Source organism: Xanthomonas sp. F14 (assembly GCF_014199865.1).
In genome coordinates this window covers 1-19,176 of the sequence record NZ_JACHOM010000005.1, presented here as the reverse complement: position 1 = coordinate 19,176, position 19,176 = coordinate 1, and the positions used below count along the sequence as shown (strand labels likewise).

Annotated in this window: 17 protein-coding genes; 6 read left to right on the top strand and 11 right to left on the bottom strand. The window is 65.2% G+C overall.

The features are described 5' to 3' along the window. The first annotated feature begins 9 nt into the window (after window positions 1-9). Both dnaG and GGR73_RS16695 read left to right on the top strand, forming a co-directional pair. Window positions 10-1,758, top strand: a complete 1,749-nt coding sequence (dnaG, locus tag GGR73_RS16700; protein WP_104589524.1) for a DNA primase — start codon at window positions 10-12, stop codon at window positions 1,756-1,758. Continuing rightward, window positions 1,758-1,961 (top strand): hypothetical protein, encoded by a 204-nt coding sequence (locus GGR73_RS16695; protein WP_301182645.1) that lies wholly within the window; start codon window positions 1,758-1,760, stop codon window positions 1,959-1,961. Before dnaG ends, GGR73_RS16695 begins: the two co-directional genes overlap by 1 nt. 76 nt (window positions 1,962-2,037) lie before the next feature. On the opposite strand, the gene GGR73_RS16690 is transcribed toward GGR73_RS16695, so the two are convergent. Further along, complete coding sequence (locus GGR73_RS16690; RefSeq protein WP_184379513.1) at window positions 2,038-3,249, bottom strand: lipase family protein; 1,212 nt, start codon at window positions 3,247-3,249, stop codon at window positions 2,038-2,040. 348 nt (window positions 3,250-3,597) lie between these two features. Here GGR73_RS16690 and GGR73_RS16685 point away from each other — a divergent pair, with 348 nt between their 5' ends. Continuing rightward, window positions 3,598-4,602, top strand: coding sequence for a bile acid:sodium symporter family protein (locus GGR73_RS16685; protein WP_039524893.1), 1,005 nt, complete (start codon window positions 3,598-3,600; stop codon window positions 4,600-4,602). A 262-nt stretch (window positions 4,603-4,864) separates the two neighbouring features. Beyond that, window positions 4,865-6,445 carry a thioredoxin family protein gene (locus GGR73_RS16680; protein ID WP_184457999.1) on the top strand — a complete coding sequence of 527 codons (1,581 nt, stop codon included), beginning with the start codon at window positions 4,865-4,867 and terminating at the stop codon, window positions 6,443-6,445. A 201-nt stretch (window positions 6,446-6,646) separates the two neighbouring features. Here the strand turns inward: GGR73_RS16680 and cyoE are convergent, their stop codons facing one another. Genes cyoE through GGR73_RS16660 form a run of 4 tightly spaced genes read right to left on the bottom strand, consistent with a single transcriptional unit; the run spans window position 6,647 to window position 10,048 of the window. Continuing rightward, complete coding sequence (cyoE, locus tag GGR73_RS16675; protein ID WP_039518476.1) at window positions 6,647-7,543, bottom strand: heme o synthase; 897 nt, start codon at window positions 7,541-7,543, stop codon at window positions 6,647-6,649. Window positions 7,544-7,545: 2 nt separating this feature from the next. Continuing rightward, window positions 7,546-8,709, bottom strand: coding sequence for a COX15/CtaA family protein (locus GGR73_RS16670; protein WP_016902809.1), 1,164 nt, complete (start codon window positions 8,707-8,709; stop codon window positions 7,546-7,548). Window positions 8,710-8,719: 10 nt separating this feature from the next. Next, the gene (locus tag GGR73_RS16665) at window positions 8,720-9,295 is read right to left on the bottom strand and encodes a hypothetical protein (RefSeq protein ID WP_184457997.1); all 576 of its coding nucleotides are present in this window, start codon (window positions 9,293-9,295) and stop codon (window positions 8,720-8,722) included. A 27-nt stretch (window positions 9,296-9,322) separates the two neighbouring features. Beyond that, window positions 9,323-10,048 carry an SURF1 family protein gene (locus GGR73_RS16660; protein ID WP_184457995.1) on the bottom strand — a complete coding sequence of 242 codons (726 nt, stop codon included), beginning with the start codon at window positions 10,046-10,048 and terminating at the stop codon, window positions 9,323-9,325. Between the two features lie 60 nt (window positions 10,049-10,108). On the opposite strand from GGR73_RS16660, the gene GGR73_RS16655 reads away from it, so the two are divergent. Further along, window positions 10,109-10,327 carry a twin transmembrane helix small protein gene (locus tag GGR73_RS16655; RefSeq protein ID WP_006449736.1) on the top strand — a complete coding sequence of 73 codons (219 nt, stop codon included), beginning with the start codon at window positions 10,109-10,111 and terminating at the stop codon, window positions 10,325-10,327. Between the two features lie 91 nt (window positions 10,328-10,418). Here the strand turns inward: GGR73_RS16655 and GGR73_RS16650 are convergent, their stop codons facing one another. From GGR73_RS16650 to GGR73_RS16625, 6 genes are read right to left on the bottom strand one after another with little or no spacing between them, the layout of a single operon-like run. After that, window positions 10,419-11,294 (bottom strand): cytochrome c oxidase subunit 3, encoded by an 876-nt coding sequence (locus GGR73_RS16650; RefSeq protein ID WP_016902806.1) that lies wholly within the window; start codon window positions 11,292-11,294, stop codon window positions 10,419-10,421. Window positions 11,295-11,333: 39 nt separating this feature from the next. After that, on the bottom strand, window positions 11,334-11,930 hold the full coding sequence (locus GGR73_RS16645) for a cytochrome c oxidase assembly protein (protein WP_102257003.1): 597 nt from the start codon (window positions 11,928-11,930) through the stop codon (window positions 11,334-11,336). After that, complete coding sequence (locus GGR73_RS16640; RefSeq protein WP_024938846.1) at window positions 11,927-12,097, bottom strand: hypothetical protein; 171 nt, start codon at window positions 12,095-12,097, stop codon at window positions 11,927-11,929. Before GGR73_RS16640 ends, GGR73_RS16645 begins: the two co-directional genes overlap by 4 nt. Further along, window positions 12,078-13,682, bottom strand: coding sequence for a cytochrome c oxidase subunit I (gene ctaD / locus GGR73_RS16635; RefSeq protein ID WP_016902803.1), 1,605 nt, complete (start codon window positions 13,680-13,682; stop codon window positions 12,078-12,080). Before ctaD ends, GGR73_RS16640 begins: the two co-directional genes overlap by 20 nt. A 39-nt stretch (window positions 13,683-13,721) precedes the next feature. Further along, a complete protein-coding gene (gene coxB / locus GGR73_RS16630) occupies window positions 13,722-14,672 on the bottom strand; it encodes a cytochrome c oxidase subunit II (RefSeq protein ID WP_024938844.1) in 951 nt (316 codons plus the stop codon). Between the two features lie 16 nt (window positions 14,673-14,688). Beyond that, the gene (locus GGR73_RS16625) at window positions 14,689-15,165 is read right to left on the bottom strand and encodes a DUF2244 domain-containing protein (protein WP_016902801.1); all 477 of its coding nucleotides are present in this window, start codon (window positions 15,163-15,165) and stop codon (window positions 14,689-14,691) included. 290 nt (window positions 15,166-15,455) lie between these two features. Between GGR73_RS16625 and putA the strand changes: the two genes are divergently transcribed. Then, the gene (gene putA, locus GGR73_RS16620; protein ID WP_184457993.1) at window positions 15,456-18,656 is read left to right on the top strand and encodes a bifunctional proline dehydrogenase/L-glutamate gamma-semialdehyde dehydrogenase PutA; all 3,201 of its coding nucleotides are present in this window, start codon (window positions 15,456-15,458) and stop codon (window positions 18,654-18,656) included. Window positions 18,657-19,176: the final 520 nt, after the last annotated feature.

Below are 19,176 nucleotides of genomic sequence, written 5' to 3'. Positions count from 1 at the left end.
CCTAGCGGGATGGCCCGCATCCCCGACGCATTCATCGACGAACTGCTTGCACGCACCGACATCGTCGAGGTGGTGGGCGGTCGCGTGCCGCTCAAGCGTCAGGGCAAGGAATACTCGGCGCGCTGCCCGTTCCATGACGAGCGCTCGGCCTCGTTCACGGTCTCGCCGACCAAGCAGTTCTATCACTGCTTCGGCTGCGGCGCGCACGGCACCGCGATCAGCTTCCTGATGAATTACGACCGCCTCGAATTTCTCGATGCGGTCGACGAGCTGGCCAAGCGTGCCGGCATGGAAATCCCGCGCGAGACCCAGCAACGCACTCCGCAACAGCAGGACGACAGCCGCGAGCTGTATTCGGCACTGGAAGCGGCGACCAAGTTCTTCCAGCGTCAGCTCGAGGGCAGCGAACGCGCCCGCGACTATCTGGACGGCCGCGGCGTGGATGCCGACAACCGCGCGCGTTTCCAGATCGGTTACGCGCCCGATGGCTACAGCGCACTGAAGGACACGCTGGGCACCGATGCACGCCGCATGAGCGTGCTCGAACGCGCCGGGCTGTTTTCCAAGAACGATCGCGGCCATGTCTACGACAAGTTCCGCGACCGGGTGATGTTCCCGATCTTCGACCGCCGCGGCCGCGTGATCGCGTTCGGCGGACGCATCATGGGTGCGCCGGCCGATGGCCGCGACCCGGGGCCGAAGTACCTCAACTCGCCGGAAACCGCGCTGTTCCACAAGGGCCGCGAGTTGTACGGCCTGTGGCAGGTGCGCCAGGCCAATCAGAAGATCGAGCGGCTGATCGTGGTGGAAGGCTATATGGACGTGGTCTCGCTGTTTCAGTTTGGCGTCACCCAGGCGGTGGCCACGCTGGGCACGGCGACCACGCCAGAACATGCCGAGTTGCTGTTCCGCAACGCGCCGGATGTGTACTTCTGCTTCGACGGCGACAACGCTGGCCGCAAGGCGGGCTGGCGTGCACTGGAATCGGTGCTGCCACGCATGAAGGACGGCCGCCAGGCGTTCTTCCTGTTCCTGCCCGATGGCGAGGACCCGGACACCATCGTGCGCAAGGAAGGCGCGCAGGCCTTCGATCAGCGCCTGAAGCAGGCCACGCCGCTGTCGCAGTTCTTCTTCGACGAGATGTCGCGCGAGATCAACCTGCACACGCTCGATGGCAAGGCGCGGCTGGCCGAACGCGCCAAGCCGATGCTGGCACAAATCCCCGAAGGCGCGTTCGGCGACCTGATGAAGCAGGAGCTGTCGCGCCTGACCGGCGTGGGCGTCAATCAGGCGGCGCAGGCGTCCACATCGCAGGCACGGCCACCTGCCCGCATGGGTGCACCCGCGCAGAAACGCAGCCTGGTGCGCGCGTCGATCGCGATCCTGCTGCAGCGGCCGTCGCTGGCGATGAGCCTGGAGGGCGACCACGATTTTTCCGGCCTGCGCCTGCCCGGCATCGACCTGTTGATGGAACTGCTGGCACTGGTGCGGCAACGCCCGGAAATCAGCACCGGTGCGCTGCTGGAACACTTCGCCGAACGCGACGAACAGGCCGCGCTGCAGAAACTGGCCGCACAGGCATTGCCCGGCGACGAGCACAGCTGGGCGATGGAACTGCATGACGTCGTTGCGCAACTGGACAAGCAATTGCTGCGCCAGCGCCTGGACGAACTGCAGGACAAGCAGCGCGCGCAGGGCCTGGACGACACCGACAAGTACGAATTGCGCGAGCTGTTCAAGGCGCTTGCTGCGTTGTAGTGCGGGTAACGCGAGGGGATCGACTTACGCTGTCGTGTGCGGGCCAGGCGCGCACGCTGCACGACGCCATGGCCCAGTTGCACCGGCAACTGCTGCAGCAGCGCATTGAAGCGCTGCAGGCAAGGCAACGCGCACACGGACTCGACGAGATCGACCAGCACGCACTGCGCGCACTGCCGCGCCTGCGTTCGACCGCGCACTGAGCATCCGGCGCATGCTGTCAGACCACCTGTTGCCGACGCAGCCGGCCAGCGCTGGCCGCCGCATGCAGATGCGCGCTCATAGCTGCTTGAACAAGGTCTTGGCCATCGAGCCGAGCGCCGCGCTGACCGCTTCGATCTTGTCGGCATCGGCCAGTGCGGCCTGGCCGGCATGCGCGGTCAGCCGCTCGATCAGGGCATCGCGCGCGGGCGCTTCGTCGGCACTCTGGCTCTGCGGCGTACCGGACACCGGCGTGAGCCATGGGGCAATCAAGGCCTGATAGGCGGTGGTGTGCTGGGAAGCCATCTGCTCGAGAAATTGCAGGACCGTCGTGGGGGTGCCGGTGAGCGTGCCGGTCAGCGGCTGGTTGGCGATCTGCCGGTAGTTCACCGTGGACGCCACCGCATTGGCGATGGCCACATCGACCAGCACATCGATCTCCTTGATCGGCGCATTCCCGTACAGCGTCTTGATCTGGCTGAGCATCGGCACGGTCCAGGCATGCGGCACGCAATCGAGCGTGTTCCACAAGTCGGCATTCCAGATCTGATACGGCGCCGCGCCCGGCGCTGGAGAGGGCAATGCCTGCGCATACAGCGCGGCGAACCCGCCGTTGCCCGGCGTGGCGCCGGCGGTGGGATAGCAGTGCACGGCGCTGAAATTGTCCAGTTTGCCGTTGGTCTTCAACCAGGTCGCCAAGGTCGGCGACAGCGCACCGCCCAGGCTGTGCCCGGCAAAGATCACCGTCGCCTTGCTGCCATCCAGCGCTTGCAGGAAATCCAGCAGCGTCGTGTTCGGCGCCAGTGCGGTGGAGGGGCTGACCATGTTGAGCAGATGCCACACACCGGTGGCGGCGCCCATCGAGATGACCGCCGAACCTGGCTTGACGGGTTTCTTCGCCGCAACCGGCGCGGTGCCGAGCAACGGCGTGTAGGTCGCAAAATCCACCACCGAGGACACATCGAAGTCTTCGGTGAACCAGTCGTAGAGCGACTCCGGGTTGGTGGCGCTCAACGCGACCACATACGCCTCGCCGATGCCCGGCATGGCGTCGGTATGCGCCACGTACATGGCATTGCCCGACAGCGACGAATCGGCCGCCTGCCAGACCTGCGGCCCCCACACCAGTTGCCAGTCGCCGATCCGGTCCTGGGTGTCGGCCGATGCCAGCGTCTGCAGCAACGTGGCCTGGTAGTCCGCCTGCAACACCGGCTGGCTGCCCCTGCGATCGCCCACCCAGTTGGCCAGGGCGGAAAGCGCAAAGGTCTGTTGATATTGGTCGTAGTGCATGGACTGGCTCCTTTCCTTAGGCCTTGCGTGGAAACACGAGCGAACATGGACGCGGCGCGCGGACACCGTTCGGGCACGGATGCGCGCGGCGTGTGCAACCGGAATCTAACAAAGGATGTGCGTGCCAGAAGCGCCCGCACAGCGGAATCTCGACGCATCGCACGAATCGCTCACCACCCCACGCGGCGCCGTCTGCAGCGCTGCACAGGCAGGCGCAAGCGCACGCTGCTGCCGGAGCCGGTGCGAGCACGCATGCGTCCCCGGCCTGCGCTGCGCGGCCGACTCGCACGGTGCACGCTGGCCTCTACAATGGCACTCTGCAGGCAGCCCTCCCCCTGAATACGCACGATGATCAAACACTGGCTGGCGCGGTTGCGCATTGATCCATTCACCCTCGCGCTGCTGTGCACGGTCACGCTCGCCTCGTTCCTGCCGGTCTCCGGCACCGCCGCGGCGGTCATGGACGATGTCACCGACGTGGCGATCGCCGCGCTGTTCTTCCTGCACGGCGCGCGCCTGTCGCGCGAGGCGGTCAAGGCCGGCGCGCTGCATTGGCGCCTGCATCTGGTGATCCTGGCCTGCACCTTCGTGCTGTTCCCGCTGCTCGGGCTGTTGTTCAAACCGCTCGCGCATCTTGCGCTGACACCGGAGCTGTATATCGGCGTGCTGTTCCTGTGCGCGCTGCCATCCACGGTGCAATCGTCGATCGCCTTCACCTCGATGGCGCGCGGCAACGTGCCGGCGGCCGTGTGTGCCGCCTCGCTTTCCAGCCTGCTGGGGGTGTTTTTCACACCGTTGCTGATGGGCGCCCTGGTCGGCAGCCAGGGCGCGATGGCGCACCCGGCCGAGGCGATCGGCAAGATCCTGCTGCAGTTGCTGGTGCCGTTCCTGGCTGGCCATTTCATGCGCCCATGGATCGGCGGCTGGGTCGAACGGCATCGCGCCGTGCTGCGTTACACCGACCAGGGCACCATCCTGCTGGTGGTCTACACCGCCTTCAGCGCATCGGTGAACGAAGGTCTGTGGCAGAAGACGCCGTTGCCGGCCTTGCTCGCGGTGCTCGGTGCCGCCGCGTTGTTGCTGACGGTGGCGATGCTCTCGATCACCTTCATCGCGCGGCGCCTGCGCTTCAACCGCGCCGACGAGATCGCGATCGTGTTCTGCGGTTCGAAGAAGAGCCTGGCCACCGGCGTACCGATGGCCAAGGTGATGTTCGCCGGCGGTGGCCTGGGCGCGATCGTGTTGCCGATCATGCTGTATCACCAGCTACAGCTCATTGTCTGCGCATTCGTGGCCGCGCGTTATGCGCGCAACGCGCCGGGCGAGCCGCAGATCACTCCCGGTGGTCATTGAAGGTAACGGCCACTGCACGGCGGTGGTCTGATCGACGACACATGGCGCATCCCACGCGGCGTGCCCTGCAAAGGCTTGCTTGCCGCCGGCGCGTTGCCTGCGCGCCATCGCCGGCCCGCTACGCCCGACGCGACACCGGTTCGCGTTGCGTGCCGGTGCCGGTTGTAAGCAGATATACAACGGTTATGACGCACTCCGACGCTGGCACAGTGCCGCTCGCTAGAGTGTTCGATCCACCTTGCCGCCCCCATCGGTGATTGCCATGACGCTATCGTTCCGACGCCCTGCCCCGTCCCTGATCGCGCTGCTGGCGGTGCTGGCCACGCTCACTGCCTGCAACAAGCCCGCCACGCCGCCAGCCCCGACACAGACCAAGGCGGCCGCCACGCCGGCACCCGCGTCCAGCATCGCCTGGCGCGAGGGCGATGTCGAAGATGCCTTCGCCGAGGCCAGGGAAAGCGGCAAGCCGATCCTGCTGTACTGGGGTGCGGCCTGGTGCCCGCCCTGCAATCGCCTGAAGGCCACCTTGTTCAAGGACCCGACCTTCATCGCCCGCACCCAGCAATTCGTGGCGGTGCATCTGGACGGCGATTCGGAGGGCGCGCAGGCCTGGGGCGAGCGCTTCGGCATCAAGGGCTACCCCACCATCATCGTGCTGCGCCCGGATCGCAGCGAGATCACCCGCCTGGCCGGCGATGCCGACAACGCACGTCTGGCCGATGTGCTGCGGGTCGCGGCCAAGAGCACCAGTACCGCCAGGCAACTGCTCGACACCGCATTGCAGACCCCTCAGCAGCTCAGCGCGGACGACTGGGCCGTACTCGGCAACTATGCCTGGGGCACCGACGATCGGCTGGTCAAGCCGGAGCAGGCCGTGGATGTGCTCACGCGCCTGTCCAGGTCGGCGCCACAGCCGGCGCTGCAACGCAGCTTCGCCCTGGCGGCGATTACCGCAGCCAAGGAACCGCCTGCACCCAGCGCGGCGTCACGCACGTTGCTGGAAGCGGTGCTGGCCGATCCGGCAGAGGTGCGCGCCAATCTCGGCACGCTGAGCTACATGCCTGCACGGCTGGTCGCCGCTGCCAGCAGCGATGCCGGTGAGCGCACTGCCTTGTCCAATGCGCTGAATCTGGCATTGGACAAGGTCTACGCCGACACCGCACTGCCGATCGCCGACCGGCTCGGCACCGCGTATGCGCGCATCCAGCTGGCACGCCTGGCACAAGGCCAGCCCACCGAAACCGAGGCCAAGGGCCCGCAACCGCCGTTGCCCAAGGCCGTGGTCGACACCGTGCAGCAACGCGTGCAATGGGCGACCGACACCGCCAGGACCGATGAGGAGCGCCAATCCACCATCAGCACCGCCGCGGCACTGCTCGGCGAGGTCGGCGACCGCAGCGGCGCCGAACAGTTGCTGCTGGCCGAATTGACGCGCAGCAAGACGCCTTACTACTACATGCCCGAACTGGCCGATCTGGCCGAACAACGCGGCGATAAGAAGACCGCGCTGTCCTGGCTGAGGAAGGCTTACGAAAGCGCGCAGGGACCGGCCACTCGCGTGCAATGGGGCGTGATGTACGTGGATGGCCTGATCCGACTCAGCCCGGACGACACCGCCGGCATCGAGGCCGCTGCCACGCAGGTGATCGGCGAGCTGGCCGGGCAGCCCGATGGCTACCGCCAACGCACCCGGCAGCGCTTCGCCACGCTGGGCGCCACGTTGAAGACCTGGAGCAAGCAGCATCGCCAGGAAGGCAATGCGGTGCTGACGCGCCTGCAGCAGAAGATGCAGAGCAGCTGTGACAGCAAGAACACCAGCGAGTGCGCCAGCTGGTTGAGCTGAGCCGGCGTGAGCAAGCAGCCCGCTACGCGGTGAATTTGAGTGTGCTAAGTAGCGATTGCGCACCGGATGCTCAACGGCACGCACAACTGACGTGTAAGAGCGAGATGGGCCGGTTCCAGCCACCGGCCGCATCCGCCTGACGGCTGCATCGCTCTCAGGTCTGTCGCCCGCCTTGATCGCAGCAGCGGGCATTCGCTGCCGCTAGCGCACCCACGGCAACAGCAGGTGGTCCACCATCAGAAACGCGAACAGCGCCATCAGGTAGACGATGGAGTAACCGAACATCTTCATCGAGAACAGCTCGTCCGGCGGATCGAGCATGCGCCAGGCGTACCAGAGGAACACCACGTTGAGCACCACCGCGCCGCCCAGGTAGAACAGCCCGCTCATGCCCACCACCACCGGCAGCAGGGTCACGATCGCCAGCAGCACCGTGTACACCAGGATCTGCTTGCGCGTATGCGGCACGCCATGGGTGACCGGCAGCATCGGGATCGCCGCCTTGGCGTAATCGGCACGGCGGAAGATCGCCAGCGCCCAGAAATGCGGCGGCGTCCAGATGAAGATGATCAGCACCAGCAGCGAGGCGTTGATCCAGTCGGCGCTGGTCGGCAAGCCGGTCACTGCGGCCCAGCCCAGCATCGGCGGCGTGGCGCCGGCCAGACCGCCAATCACGATGTTCTGCGAGGTCGCACGCTTCAGGTACACGGTGTAGATCACCGCGTAACCGATCAGCGACGCGAACGTCAGCACCGCGGTGATCACATTCACCCAGACCACCAGGATGGTCATGGAGATCACGATCAACACGCCGGCAAACAGCAGCACCTGCCACGGCCGCACCTTGCCCACCACCAGCGGGCGCCACGAGGTCCGCGCCATCTGCGCGTCAATCTTGGCGTCCAGCAACTGGTTGATCGCTGCCGCCGCCGACGCCGCCAGCCAGATGCCCAGAAAACCCAACGCACCGGTGCGCACCTGCACCCACGTCGGCACATCGGGGATGGCCAGGAACATGCCCACCAGGGCGGTGAACACGATCAGTGCCACCACCTTGGGTTTGGTCAGATCCCAGTAATCGCGTGCGCTGACAGCCATGCTCACTCCGGCGCGCGCAGCCGCGCCAGCAGCGAGACCAGCACGAACAACAATGCGACCGCGCCGCCGTTATGCAGCACCGACACTTCCAGCGGCAACGCCAGCTTGACGTTGAGCATGCCCAGCGTCACCTGCACCGCCACCAGCACCGCCAGCGCACCGGCCCACACCCGCATGCCCGGCGAACGCGACAGGCGCCAGGCCAGCCACCACAGATACAGCGCCGTCGCAATTGCCCACAACCGGTGCGCCATCTGGATGGCGATACGCGCTGCGCCATCGAGCACACCGCCTTCGTAATCCACCCCGATCCCACGCCACAGCGTGAAGCCTTCGCGGAAGTCATGCGGCGGCCACCACTGGCTGACGCAGCGCGGGAAATTGTCGGCCGACCAGCTACCGCCGCCACAGGCCAGCGCCGCGTAATTGGCACTGACCCAGCCGCCGAGGGCGATCTGCAGGCCCAGCACCGCCACGCCCGCACGCAGCAGCCACTTGAGCCGCGAGGCATCGGCCAGCGTGATCGGCAGGTGCGTCGCGCGCCAGGCCATCCACACCAGCAGCGAGAACATCAACATGCCGCCGAGCAGATGGCCCATCACCACGATGGGTTTGAGCAGCAGCGTCACCGTCCACATGCCCAGCAGCGCCTGGAAGATCACCACCGCCAGCGTCAGCACCGCCGCACGCGCCAGGTCGATATTGCTCCAGCGCAGCGCCGCCAGCAGCAGGATGGCCTCGCCGGCAATCGCCACGCCGAACGCCAGTGCGTGCCAGCCGGACATGTACAACGGAATCGACAAGGCCACCAGCACCGCGGCAGAAACCACCTGGGCGATGCCCATGCGGCGGCGGCGCACCGCCAGCAACGACAGCACCAGCACCTCCACCCCGAGCGCGCCGGCCAGGAAGCGGTGCACCTGCTCGCGCCAGGCCTTGTGCGATTCCAGCGGCCGAATCTTGCTGGCCACATGCGTATTGGCTTCGTCGCTGGTCTGCGGCCAGGTGACGCGGCCGTAGCAGGTCGGCCAGTCCGGGCAGCTCATGCCGGCATCGGACAGGCGCACGAACGACCCGAACAGGATCGTGCTCGCAGTGAACAACGCAGCCAGCCAGGCCATGCGATGGAAGTGGCGGAACAATGCCGGTGGCGCAAACAGATTCATCGAAACGGGCTCACATCAGTTTCAACAGCTTGACCAGATCGGCACGCAGGCCAGCCGGGTCGAACCCCGGGGCGTACCGCAGGATCACGAAGCCATTCGGGTCGATTACATACACCGGCACGCCGGCGGCATCGTTGGCACGCGGCAGGCCCTGCCGCAGCCGCGCGTCGTCGCGCAGCACACGCAGGGCCGGCATCGGCGGCAGACCGGCCGGCGGGGCGCCGATCCACAACACCTCCACCTTGTCGGCGCGATGGCCGAGCAGCTGCCATACCTTGTCCAGTTCGGCCGCCAACATCAGGCACTGCTGCGTGCAGCCGGCAGGCGGTGCGAGCGCGATACGCCATACACGTTCGGCAGGCGTCCAGGCATACGGCTGCCCGTCCGCGCGTACTGGCACCAACCCGCGCAGGTCGGCGGGCGGCTTGAGCAGTTCGCCGTGATTGCGCATCGATGCCGGCTGCCATCCGGAGAAGCGCAGCACGCCGGCCAGCAACATCGAGCCGAAGAACAGCACCGCCAGGGCAATCAGCATCCTGCGGCCGCGTTTGACCGAATGCGGCGTGGCCGATGTGGAGGAGGTCATGCCGGCGATTTTCTCATGCCGCAGGCGTCAGTGCCCGCGTTGACGGCGGCGACGCGCACGCCAGCTCAGCAGCGTCGCGGTGACCAGCACGGCCGCGGCCAGACCGAACCATTGCACCGCATAACCCAAGTGCCGCGCGGGTGGCAGCGTGTTCGGCAGCATCTCCAGGTCGCGTGCATACCCGACCGGCAGGGCGGGATCCAGGCGCAGGACCTGCGACGAAATGTCGCGCCTGCCCAGCGCGCTGCGCAGGGCGCTGGTATCCAGACGCGTGGCCAGCCAGGTCTGCGGCGCATTGCCGGCGGCCAACGCCGGCCCCATTGCGAGTCCGGCCGAGGGCGGCGCACTCAGCAAGCCCTGCAGTGTCCGGGTGCCTTGCAGCGGGGTGATCGTCGGCAACTGCCGATTGGCCGGCAACGGCAGCCAGCCCAGATCGACCAGCAGCGTGACCGGGCTGCCTTGCGGCGCGGCAAGTTGATAGATCCGCACACCGGCACGCCCGGCATGCAGCTGATTGTCCAGCAGCACCTGCTGCGGCAGGAACCGCACCTCTCCGCTCACCCAGGCCAGCGCATGCGGCGTGGCCAGCGCCTGTACCAGGGTCAACGGCGTCTGCCGCACATGCGCCGCGCGTTCCAGCAACGCCTGTTTGTCGTGCATGCGCTGCAGCTGCCACTGACCAAGCGCCGCAAACCCCGCACTGACCAGCACGGCCAGACACCATCCCAACACCGCCGTGTGCTTGCGCGTCATGACAAGCGACGCAAAAAGGCGTGCAATGCCGCTACCACGCCGACGACCACCGGGGCTGTTGTGAACGATTCGCTCAAGACGTTGCTGATTGTCGCCTTCCTGATCGTGATCCTGTGGAACCTGGGTGCGGGCCTGTATTACCTGCTCACCGACCGTGGCGAAACCAAGCGCACCGTCAACGCACTGACCTGGCGCATCGGTCTATCGGTCGCACTGATCGCCGTCGTGATCCTCGGCATCTACACCGGCTGGATCAAGCCGCATGGGCTCGGCCGCTGACGCGGCCGATGGGATTGGGGATTGGGGATTGGTAACAGCAAACGCGGATCGCTCTTGCGAATCCCCAATCCCGACTCCCCAATCCCCGCCCTCAAAGTACATACACGAACAGGAACAACGCCAGCCACACCACGTCGACGAAATGCCAGTACCAGGCCGCCGCTTCGAAGGCGAAGTGGTTGTCGCGGGTGAAGTGCCCGCGCGCCACCCGCAGCCACATCACCGCCAGCATGATCGTGCCCAGCAGCACGTGCATGCCGTGGAAGCCGGTGAGCATGAAGAAGGTCGATCCGTAGATGCCCGATCCCAGCGTCAGATTGAGCTCGGTGTAGGCGTGGATGTATTCCTCGGCCTGCAGGAACAGGAACACGCAGCCCAGCAGCACGGTCAGGCCCAGCCACAGCAATAACGCGCCGCGACGGCCGCCCTTGAGCGCGTGGTGCGCAATGGTCAATGTCACGCCGGAGCTGAGCAGGATCAGCGTATTGATCAGCGGCAGGCCCCAGGCGGGAATGGTTTGGAACTGCCCACCGATCGTGCCGGGGCCATTGGTCGGCCATGCAGCGGAATAGCCGTTCCACAGCAGTTCGTTGGTCATCACGCCATCGCCTTCGCCGCCCAGCCAGGGCAGCGTCAGCACACGCGTGTAGAACAACGCGCCGAAGAAGGCGCAGAAGAACATCACCTCGGAAAAGATGAACCACACCATCCCCATGCGGAAGGAGCCGTCCACCTGGCGGTTGTAGTGCCCGGCGTTGGATTCGCGGATGACATCGCCAAACCACATGAACAAGGTCGCCAGCAACATCGCCATGCCGACAAAGAACGTCCAGCGCCCCCATGCCGCATCGTTGAGCCAGCTGGCCACGCCGATCATCATCACGAACATCGCAATCGACCCGACAAAGGGCCATTTGCTCTGGCTCGGGACGAAATACGCATCGGCGTTGGGACTATGGTCTGCCATGGCGTTGCTTCCGTGTCGGTGCTGCGTGTGGATGAAGGATCAAGGCGCCGCGCGCGGCGCGCTGGATGCGCCACCGCCCTGCAACTCCGAGGTCAGGGTGTCGTTGCGATAGAACGTGTAGGACAGGGTGATCGTGGTGACTTCGGGCGGCAGCGCCGGGTCGACGATGAAACGCAGCGGCATGTCGCGCGTTTCGCCGGCCTGCAAGGTCTGCGCGGTAAAACAGAAGCATTCGGTCTTGTTGAAGTATCCGGATGCCCGCGCCGGTGCGACCGATGGCACCGCACTGCCGACCACTGCCCGCGCACTGTCGTTTCGTGCGAAGTACAGCGCCTCGTTGAGTTCGCCCGGCACCACATCCATCGTCATCTGCTCGGGATGAAAGGTCCACGGCAGTTTGGAATTGACCCCGGCATCGAACTCCACCCGCACCGTGCGTTTGCCAGCCCCTGCACTCGCGGCGGCATTGCCGCGCGTACTGCCCGGCACACGCTCCATGCGGATGCCGAAGACTTTTTCGCACGCGATGCGATACAGCGGCACCAGCGAAAAGGTCAGCACGAACACGCCCAACACCACGCCCAGCAGCTTGAACAGGCCGGCCGTCGGTGCAGGTGCGGGCGCCCGCGCATTCACCGCCCGATGACTCCCGACGCAATGAAACCCGCATAGATCAGCAGCGCGATGATGCCGACGGTGATCGCCGTGCGGCGCACCGCACGACGCTGTTGCGCCTGCCGTTCGGCAGCGGAGAGCAGACGTGCCACAGCCGGCGGCGCGGACTCAGTGACCGATGTCTTCATGCGCAAGATCTCCAGGCTTGATCACCGGCGGCACGGTGAAGGTATGCGCAGGTGCCGGCGACGGCACCGTCCACTCCAGTCCCTTGGCGCCTTCCCAGGCACGTGCGTCGGCCTTGGCGCCGCTGCGCAGCGAGGCGAGCAGGATGCCGGCCATCAGGAACGGCGTGGCGAACATGCCGAACGCGCCGATCGAGCTGATCAGGTTCCAGTCGGCAAACACCACGTTGTAATCGGGGATCCGCCGCGGCATGCCGGCCAGGCCAAGGAAATGCTGCGGGAAGAACAGCAGATTGACGAATACCATCGTCCACCAGAAATGGAACTTGGCCCAGGTCTCGTTGTACATCCGCCCGGTCCACTTCGGCCACCAGTAGTACACCGCCGCAATCAGCGCGAAGACCGCACCGGTGACCAGCACATAATGGAAATGCGCGACCACAAAATAGGTGTCGTGATACTGAAAATCCGCCGGCACGATTGCCAGCATCAAACCCGAAAATCCACCGATGCTGAAGAGAATCACGAACGCCACCGCCCACAGCATCGGCGATTCGAACGTCAGCGAGCCCTTCCACATCGTGCTGACCCAGTTGAACACCTTCACCCCGGTCGGGATGGAGATCAGCATCGTGGCAAACATGAAGTAGATTTCGCCACCCAGCGGCATGCCCACGGTGAACATGTGGTGCGCCCACACGATGAAACTCAGGAACGCGATCGCCGCGATCGCATAGACCATCGCCTGATAGCCGAACAGCGGCTTGCGGCTGAAGGTCGGGATGATCTCGCTGACCACGCCGAACGCCGGCAGGATCATGATGTAGACCTCCGGATGCCCGAAGAACCAGAAGATGTGCTGGTACATCACCGGGTCGCCGCCGCCGGCCGCATTGAAGAAGCTGGTACCGAAGAACTTGTCGGTCAGCAGCATGGTCACCGCGCCGGCCAGCACCGGCATCACCGCGATCAGCAGGAAGGCGGTGATCAGCCAGGCCCAGCAGAAGATCGGCATCTTCAGCAGGTCGATACCCGGCGCGCGCATGTTGAGCACGGTGGCGATGATGTTGATCGCACCCATGATCGAACTGACGCCGGCCACATGGATCGCGAACACGCTGAAGGCCACGTTGTAGCCGCCCTGCAGCGACAGCGGCGGGTACAGCGTCCAGCCGCCGGCCGGCGCACCGCCGGGCAGGAACAGCGTCAGCAGCAGCAAGGTAAACGCCACCGGCAGCAACCAGAACGACCAGTTGTTCATGCGCGGCAACGCCATGTCCGGCGCGCCGATCTGCAACGGAATCATCCAGTTGGCCAGGCCGACGAAGGCCGGCATCACCCCGCCGAAGATCATCACCAGGGCATGCACGGTGGTCATCTGGTTGAAGAATTCCGGCTTGACGAACTGCAGCCCGGGCTGCATCAGTTCAGCGCGGATCACCACGCTCATCGCCGCGCCGATGATGAACATCACGAAGGAAAACAGCAGATACAGCGTGCCGATGTCCTTGTGATTGGTCGAGAAAAACCAGCGCTCGACGAAACCGGGCTGGTGGTGTCCGTGGTGATCGACTGCGGTATGCGCCATGACGGAACGACCTCTACGAAGCGGTGCGGTTGCGGGCGATTAAAGAGCGGCGGTCGGTGCGGCGGTCGGAGCAGGCGCTGCGGCTGGAGCAGCCTCACCGGCAGGCGGTGCTGCAGGTGTGGACGCCGGCGCCGGGGTGCCGGCCGGTGCGGCAGGCGCTGCGCTGGCACTGCGACGGGCCGCCAGCCAGCGCTGGAATTCGGCCTTGGGCAGCGCTTCCACCACGATCGGCATGAAACCATGATCCTTGCCGCACAACTCGGCGCACTGCCCGCGATACACGCCCGGCTGTTCGATATTGGTCCATGCCTCGTTGACGATGCCGGGGATTGCGTCCTGCTTCCAGCCAAGCGCCGGCACCCACCACGCATGGATCACGTCGTCGGCGGTGATCACGAAACGGATCTTGGTGTTGACCGGCAGCACCAGGCGATTGTCCACGTCCAGCAGATAATGCGGTTGCGATGCAGCGGTCGGACGCTCGCCACTCTGGCGGATGCGATCGGATTCGCGCGCCAGCCGGCTGGTGAACTCCACGCCCTGGCCCAGATACTCGTATTTCCACATCCACTGGTAGCCGGTGACCTTGACGGTCATTTCCGACTCGCGGGTGTCGTACATCGCAATCAGCTTGGCCGTTGCCGGCCAGGCCATCGCAATCAGCACCAGCACCGGGATCACCGTCCACAGCACCTCTGCCGTGGTGTTGTGGCTGAATTGCGCGGCCACCGCCCCCTTGGACTTGCGGAACTTGAAGATCGCATAGCCCATCGCACCGAACACCAGCGCGCCGATCACCACGCAGACCCACAGCGCCACCATGTGCGCCTCGTAGGCCATGCGCGCGGTCTGGGTGACCCCGCGGCCCATGTTGAGCTGCCATTCCTTCGGGTCGGCCGATTGCGCCCAGGCAACCGAGGCGCTCGACAGCGCCAGCATCGCCAAAGCCAATTTCGGATACGTCGCCTTCCAGCTGCTGCGTTGCGTCATTGCCTAGACCCTTACGTCATCGGTGACGGCCATTGGCGGCCGCGAGCAAGCGTTTCAGCGTAGTTGCCAGTTCCACACGTTCGGCCGGCCCGAGAAAACTTCCAATCTCGATCTGCTTGCCGCTGCTGACCAGCACCACCCTGTCGTCGCGTTCCATGCATAACCGCACCCAATGCGGATGTGCCTGAAACGCTGGTGGCGCATGTCCGGATGGAAACACCTCGACAACGGTCTCCCCTACCCGGATCGCTTCTTCGCGCTCGCCACTTCGCCACAACTGCCGTAGCGCCAGCGCCACCACACCACTGTGCAACAGGGCGAACACCGGCGCGAATGCATTGCCGGTCCACCACCCCAGGCCCGCAAATACCCACATCGTTCCCGCCAACACTGCGAACAGCTGCACGAATTGCCTGGCCGACAATGCCCGCGGAGGCCGCAACCGCAACTGCGTCCCGACCCCTTCGGACATCAACGGCAGTACTTCGATCATTGGCAACACGCAGCGCACTGCGGGAATGGCCCGATGGTAGACCCGCACGAACGCATGCGGCAAGCGTTTCCGGCAATCATGCGATTGCTGCAGTGCAGCTAAAAACACGCGTAAATCAATCACTTCCCGGTGCATGTGCCGATGCCCGCGGCTGCGGCCGGCAGGGAGCGAGTCCGTTTTGGGCCTGCGCCGGCCACGTGCACAAAACGGCGGAAAAGTTGCCGCTTCCACACAAGTGCGCAGGGGCTGCGGCTCTCTAGAATGAGCAAGGATTCCCAGGCACCCTTCGCATGAACGCTCAGCTCGACCCGCTTGCCTCTCCCTCAGTTGCGCGCCCGCTGCTGGCGCCCGAGCTGCCTGCCGCACCCGGCGCATTGCGTGCGGCGATCACCGCCGCCTGGCTCAAGGACGAAACCGAGCACGTCCGCGAATTGCTCGACCAGGCGCGTCTGCCCGCCGCCGAACAGGCCAAGGTGCAGGCAGTCGCCGCCGATCTGGTCACCCGCGTCCGCGCACGTGCGCAGGACCAGGGCGCGATCGAAGCCTTCATGCGCCAGTACGACCTGGGCAGCGAAGAAGGCGTCTTGCTGATGTGCGTGGCCGAAGCACTGTTGCGAATTCCCGACCAGGACACCGCAGACAAGCTGATCCGCGACAAGCTCGGCGATGCGGACTGGAAAAAACACGTTGGCGGCAGCGACTCGGTGCTGGTCAACGCATCGACCTGGGGCCTGATGCTCACCGGCAAGCTGGTGCAGCTCAACGACCTCACCCGTGCCGACGTGCCGGGTGCGTTCAAGCGCCTGATCGGCCGCGTCGGCGAGCCGGTGATTCGCCTGGCAGTGCGCCAGGCGATGAAGATCATGGGCCACCAGTTCGTCATGGGCCGCACCATCGGTGAGGCCCTGTCGCGTTCGCGCAAGGGCGACAACGCCGATTACCGCTATTCCTTCGACATGCTCGGCGAAGGCGCATTGACCATGAAGGATGCGCAGCGCTATCTGCAGGCGTACCGCGATGCCATCCACGCGATCGGCCGCAGCGGCAGTTTCGTCGGTACCGATGTCTTTGCAGCGCCCAGCATCTCGATCAAATTATCCGCACTGTATCCGCGCTACGAGCACGCCAAGCGCGCACGCGTGATGGCCGAGCTGGTGCCGGGCGTGCTCGAGCTGGCGCAACTGGCCAAGTCCTACGGCATCGGCTACACCGTCGATGCCGAAGAAGCCGACCGTCTGGAACTGTCGCTGGACATCATCGAGGCCACCTTCTCGGACCCGTCGCTGGATGGATGGGAGGGCTATGGCCTGGCGGTGCAGGCGTATCAGAAGCGCACGCCGTATACGATCGATTTTCTCGCCGATCTGGCACGCCGCGTCGGCCGTCGCATTCCGGTGCGTCTGGTCAAGGGCGCGTACTGGGACGCGGAGATCAAGCGCGCACAGATCGAAGGTCACCCCGGCTACCCGGTCTTTACCCGCAAGCAGAATACCGACGTGTCGTATCTGGCCTGCGCGCGCCGCATGTTCGCGCACAGCGATGCGCTGTATCCGATGTTCGCCACGCACAACGCGCAGACCATCGCGGCGGTACGCGCAATCGCAACGACCAAGCATTACGAACACCAGAAACTGCACGGCATGGGCGATGACCTGTATGCCGAAGTGATTCCGGCCGATCGCCTGGGACTGCCATGCCGCGTGTACGCCCCGGTCGGCTCGCACGAGGATCTGCTGCCGTACCTGGTGCGTCGCCTGCTCGAGAACGGCGCCAATTCCAGCTTCGTCAATCGCATCACCGACGAGGACGTCGCCATCGAAGACCTGATCCGCGATCCGGTCGAAGCGGTGTCCTCGTTCGGCTCCATTCCGCATCCCAAGATTCCGCTGCCCACCGATCTGTTGCGCAGCCAGAACCAACACAGGAAAAACTCCATGGGCGCCAATCTCGCCAACGACAACGATCTGCGGCAGCTGGCCGAGCAACTCAATGCCGCCATCAAGCCGTGGAAGGCCACCCCACTGGTGCCCGGCGCGGTGATCAGCACGCAGAGCGAGGCGGTGCGCAACCCGGCTGACCGACGCGAAACGGTCGGGCACTGGCAGCCGGCCGATCCGGCCACCGTGCAGACCTCGCTGGCAACCGCCGCTGCCGCGCAGCCGGCCTGGAACCGCACGCCGGCGGCCAGCCGCGCCACCATCCTGGAGCATGCCGCCGACCTGCTCGAAGCACGCATGCCCGAGTTCATGGCGATCTGCGTCAAGGAGGCCGGCAAAACCCTGCCCGACGCCGTGGCAGAAGTGCGTGAGGCGGTCGACTTCCTGCGTTATTACGCAGCCCAGGCACGCGCGCAGTTCGGCGCACCCGAGCGTCTGCCCGGGCCAACCGGCGAATCCAACGAACTGCAGCTGCATGGCCGCGGTGTCTTCGTCTGCATCAGCCCCTGGAACTTCCCGCTCGCTATCTTCCTCGGCCAGGTCGCCGCCGCATTGGCTGCCGGCAACAGCGTGATCGCCAAGCCTGCAGAGCAAACCAACTTGATCGGCTACGCTGCAGTGAAGCTGCTGCACGAAGCGGGTATCCCCGAAGCGGTCGTGCAGTTCCTGCCGGGCGACGGCGCCACCGTCGGCGCTGCGCTGACCAATGATCCGCGCGTGGCGGGCGTCGCCTTCACTGGCTCCACGGAGACCGCGCGCGTCATCAACCGTACCCTGGCGTCTCGCGATGCCGCGATCGGCGTGCTGATTGCCGAAACCGGTGGCCAGAACGCCTTCATCGCCGACTCGTCCTCGTTGCCGGAAGCCGTCGTCAAGGACGCGATCTCCAGCGCCTTCATGTCCGCCGGCCAACGCTGCTCGGCGGCCCGCGTGCTGTTCGTGCAGGACGACATCGCCGACAAGGTCATGACCATGCTGGCCGGCGCAATGGGAGAGCTGAAGATCGGCGATCCTGCGCTGCTGTCCACCGATGTTGGCCCCGTCATCGACGCAGATGCGCTCAAGATCCTCGACGATCATGCGGAGCGCATGGATCGCGAAGCCCGCCCGATCGGCACCACCACCCTGGGCCCCGCCACTGCCAACGGCAGCTTTTTCGCCCCGCGTGCGTACGAGCTGGCCTCGCTCGCGCAGCTGCAGCGCGAAATTTTCGGGCCGGTCCTGCATGTCATCCGCTGGAAAGCCGACCAACTCGACGTCGTCATCGATCAGATCAATGCCACCGGTTACGGACTGACCCTGGGCGTGCACTCGCGCATCGACGAGACCATCGATCGCATCACCACGCGTGTTGCGGTCGGCAATGTCTACGTCAACCGCAATCAGATCGGTGCGGTCGTCGGCGTACAGCCCTTCGGCGGCCAGGGACTGTCAGGTACCGGCCCGAAAGCCGGCGGCCCGCATTACCTGCTTCGTTTTGCCACCGAGAAGGTCGTCACCGTCAATACGACGGCCGCAGGCGGCAACGCCTCGCTTCTGACACTGGGCGACTGAGGGCCAGGCCCACAACTATCAGGCCATCTCTCTTGGCTTGCTGAGGAAAACAAGAACCCCGCATCGCGGGGTTTTTGTTGTGCCCAGATGTCCGCACAAGGTCCCGTGCCCGTAGATCTGCATTGCGTAGAAGTAAGCGGTAGGTCATTGCTACACAACAGCATCGCTGCGAGTACCTACCTCTCGGCATCGACGTGAAAATCAGGGGACAGAGGTAAGAAAGAAGCTCAACCTTGGGCCCTGTCAGTGACCTGCGTGAACCGACGCGTCAGCTACTGCGTTACATGTCGATGAGGCCCCGATCACAGCGTGGCAAGGTTCCAAGGGATGCGCCTGAAGTGTCCGAGTGCCGTGGCGCTACTCGGCTTCGGCTTTGGCTTCGGCTTCGGCTTTGGCTTTGGCCTTGGCTTTAGCCAGTTGTCTTAAATTTCGCACAAAAAGAAACCCTCAGTCCTGTTGGACTGAGGGTTTCGGGTAAAGCCCCTGGCGATGACCTACTCTCGCATGGCTTGAGCCACAC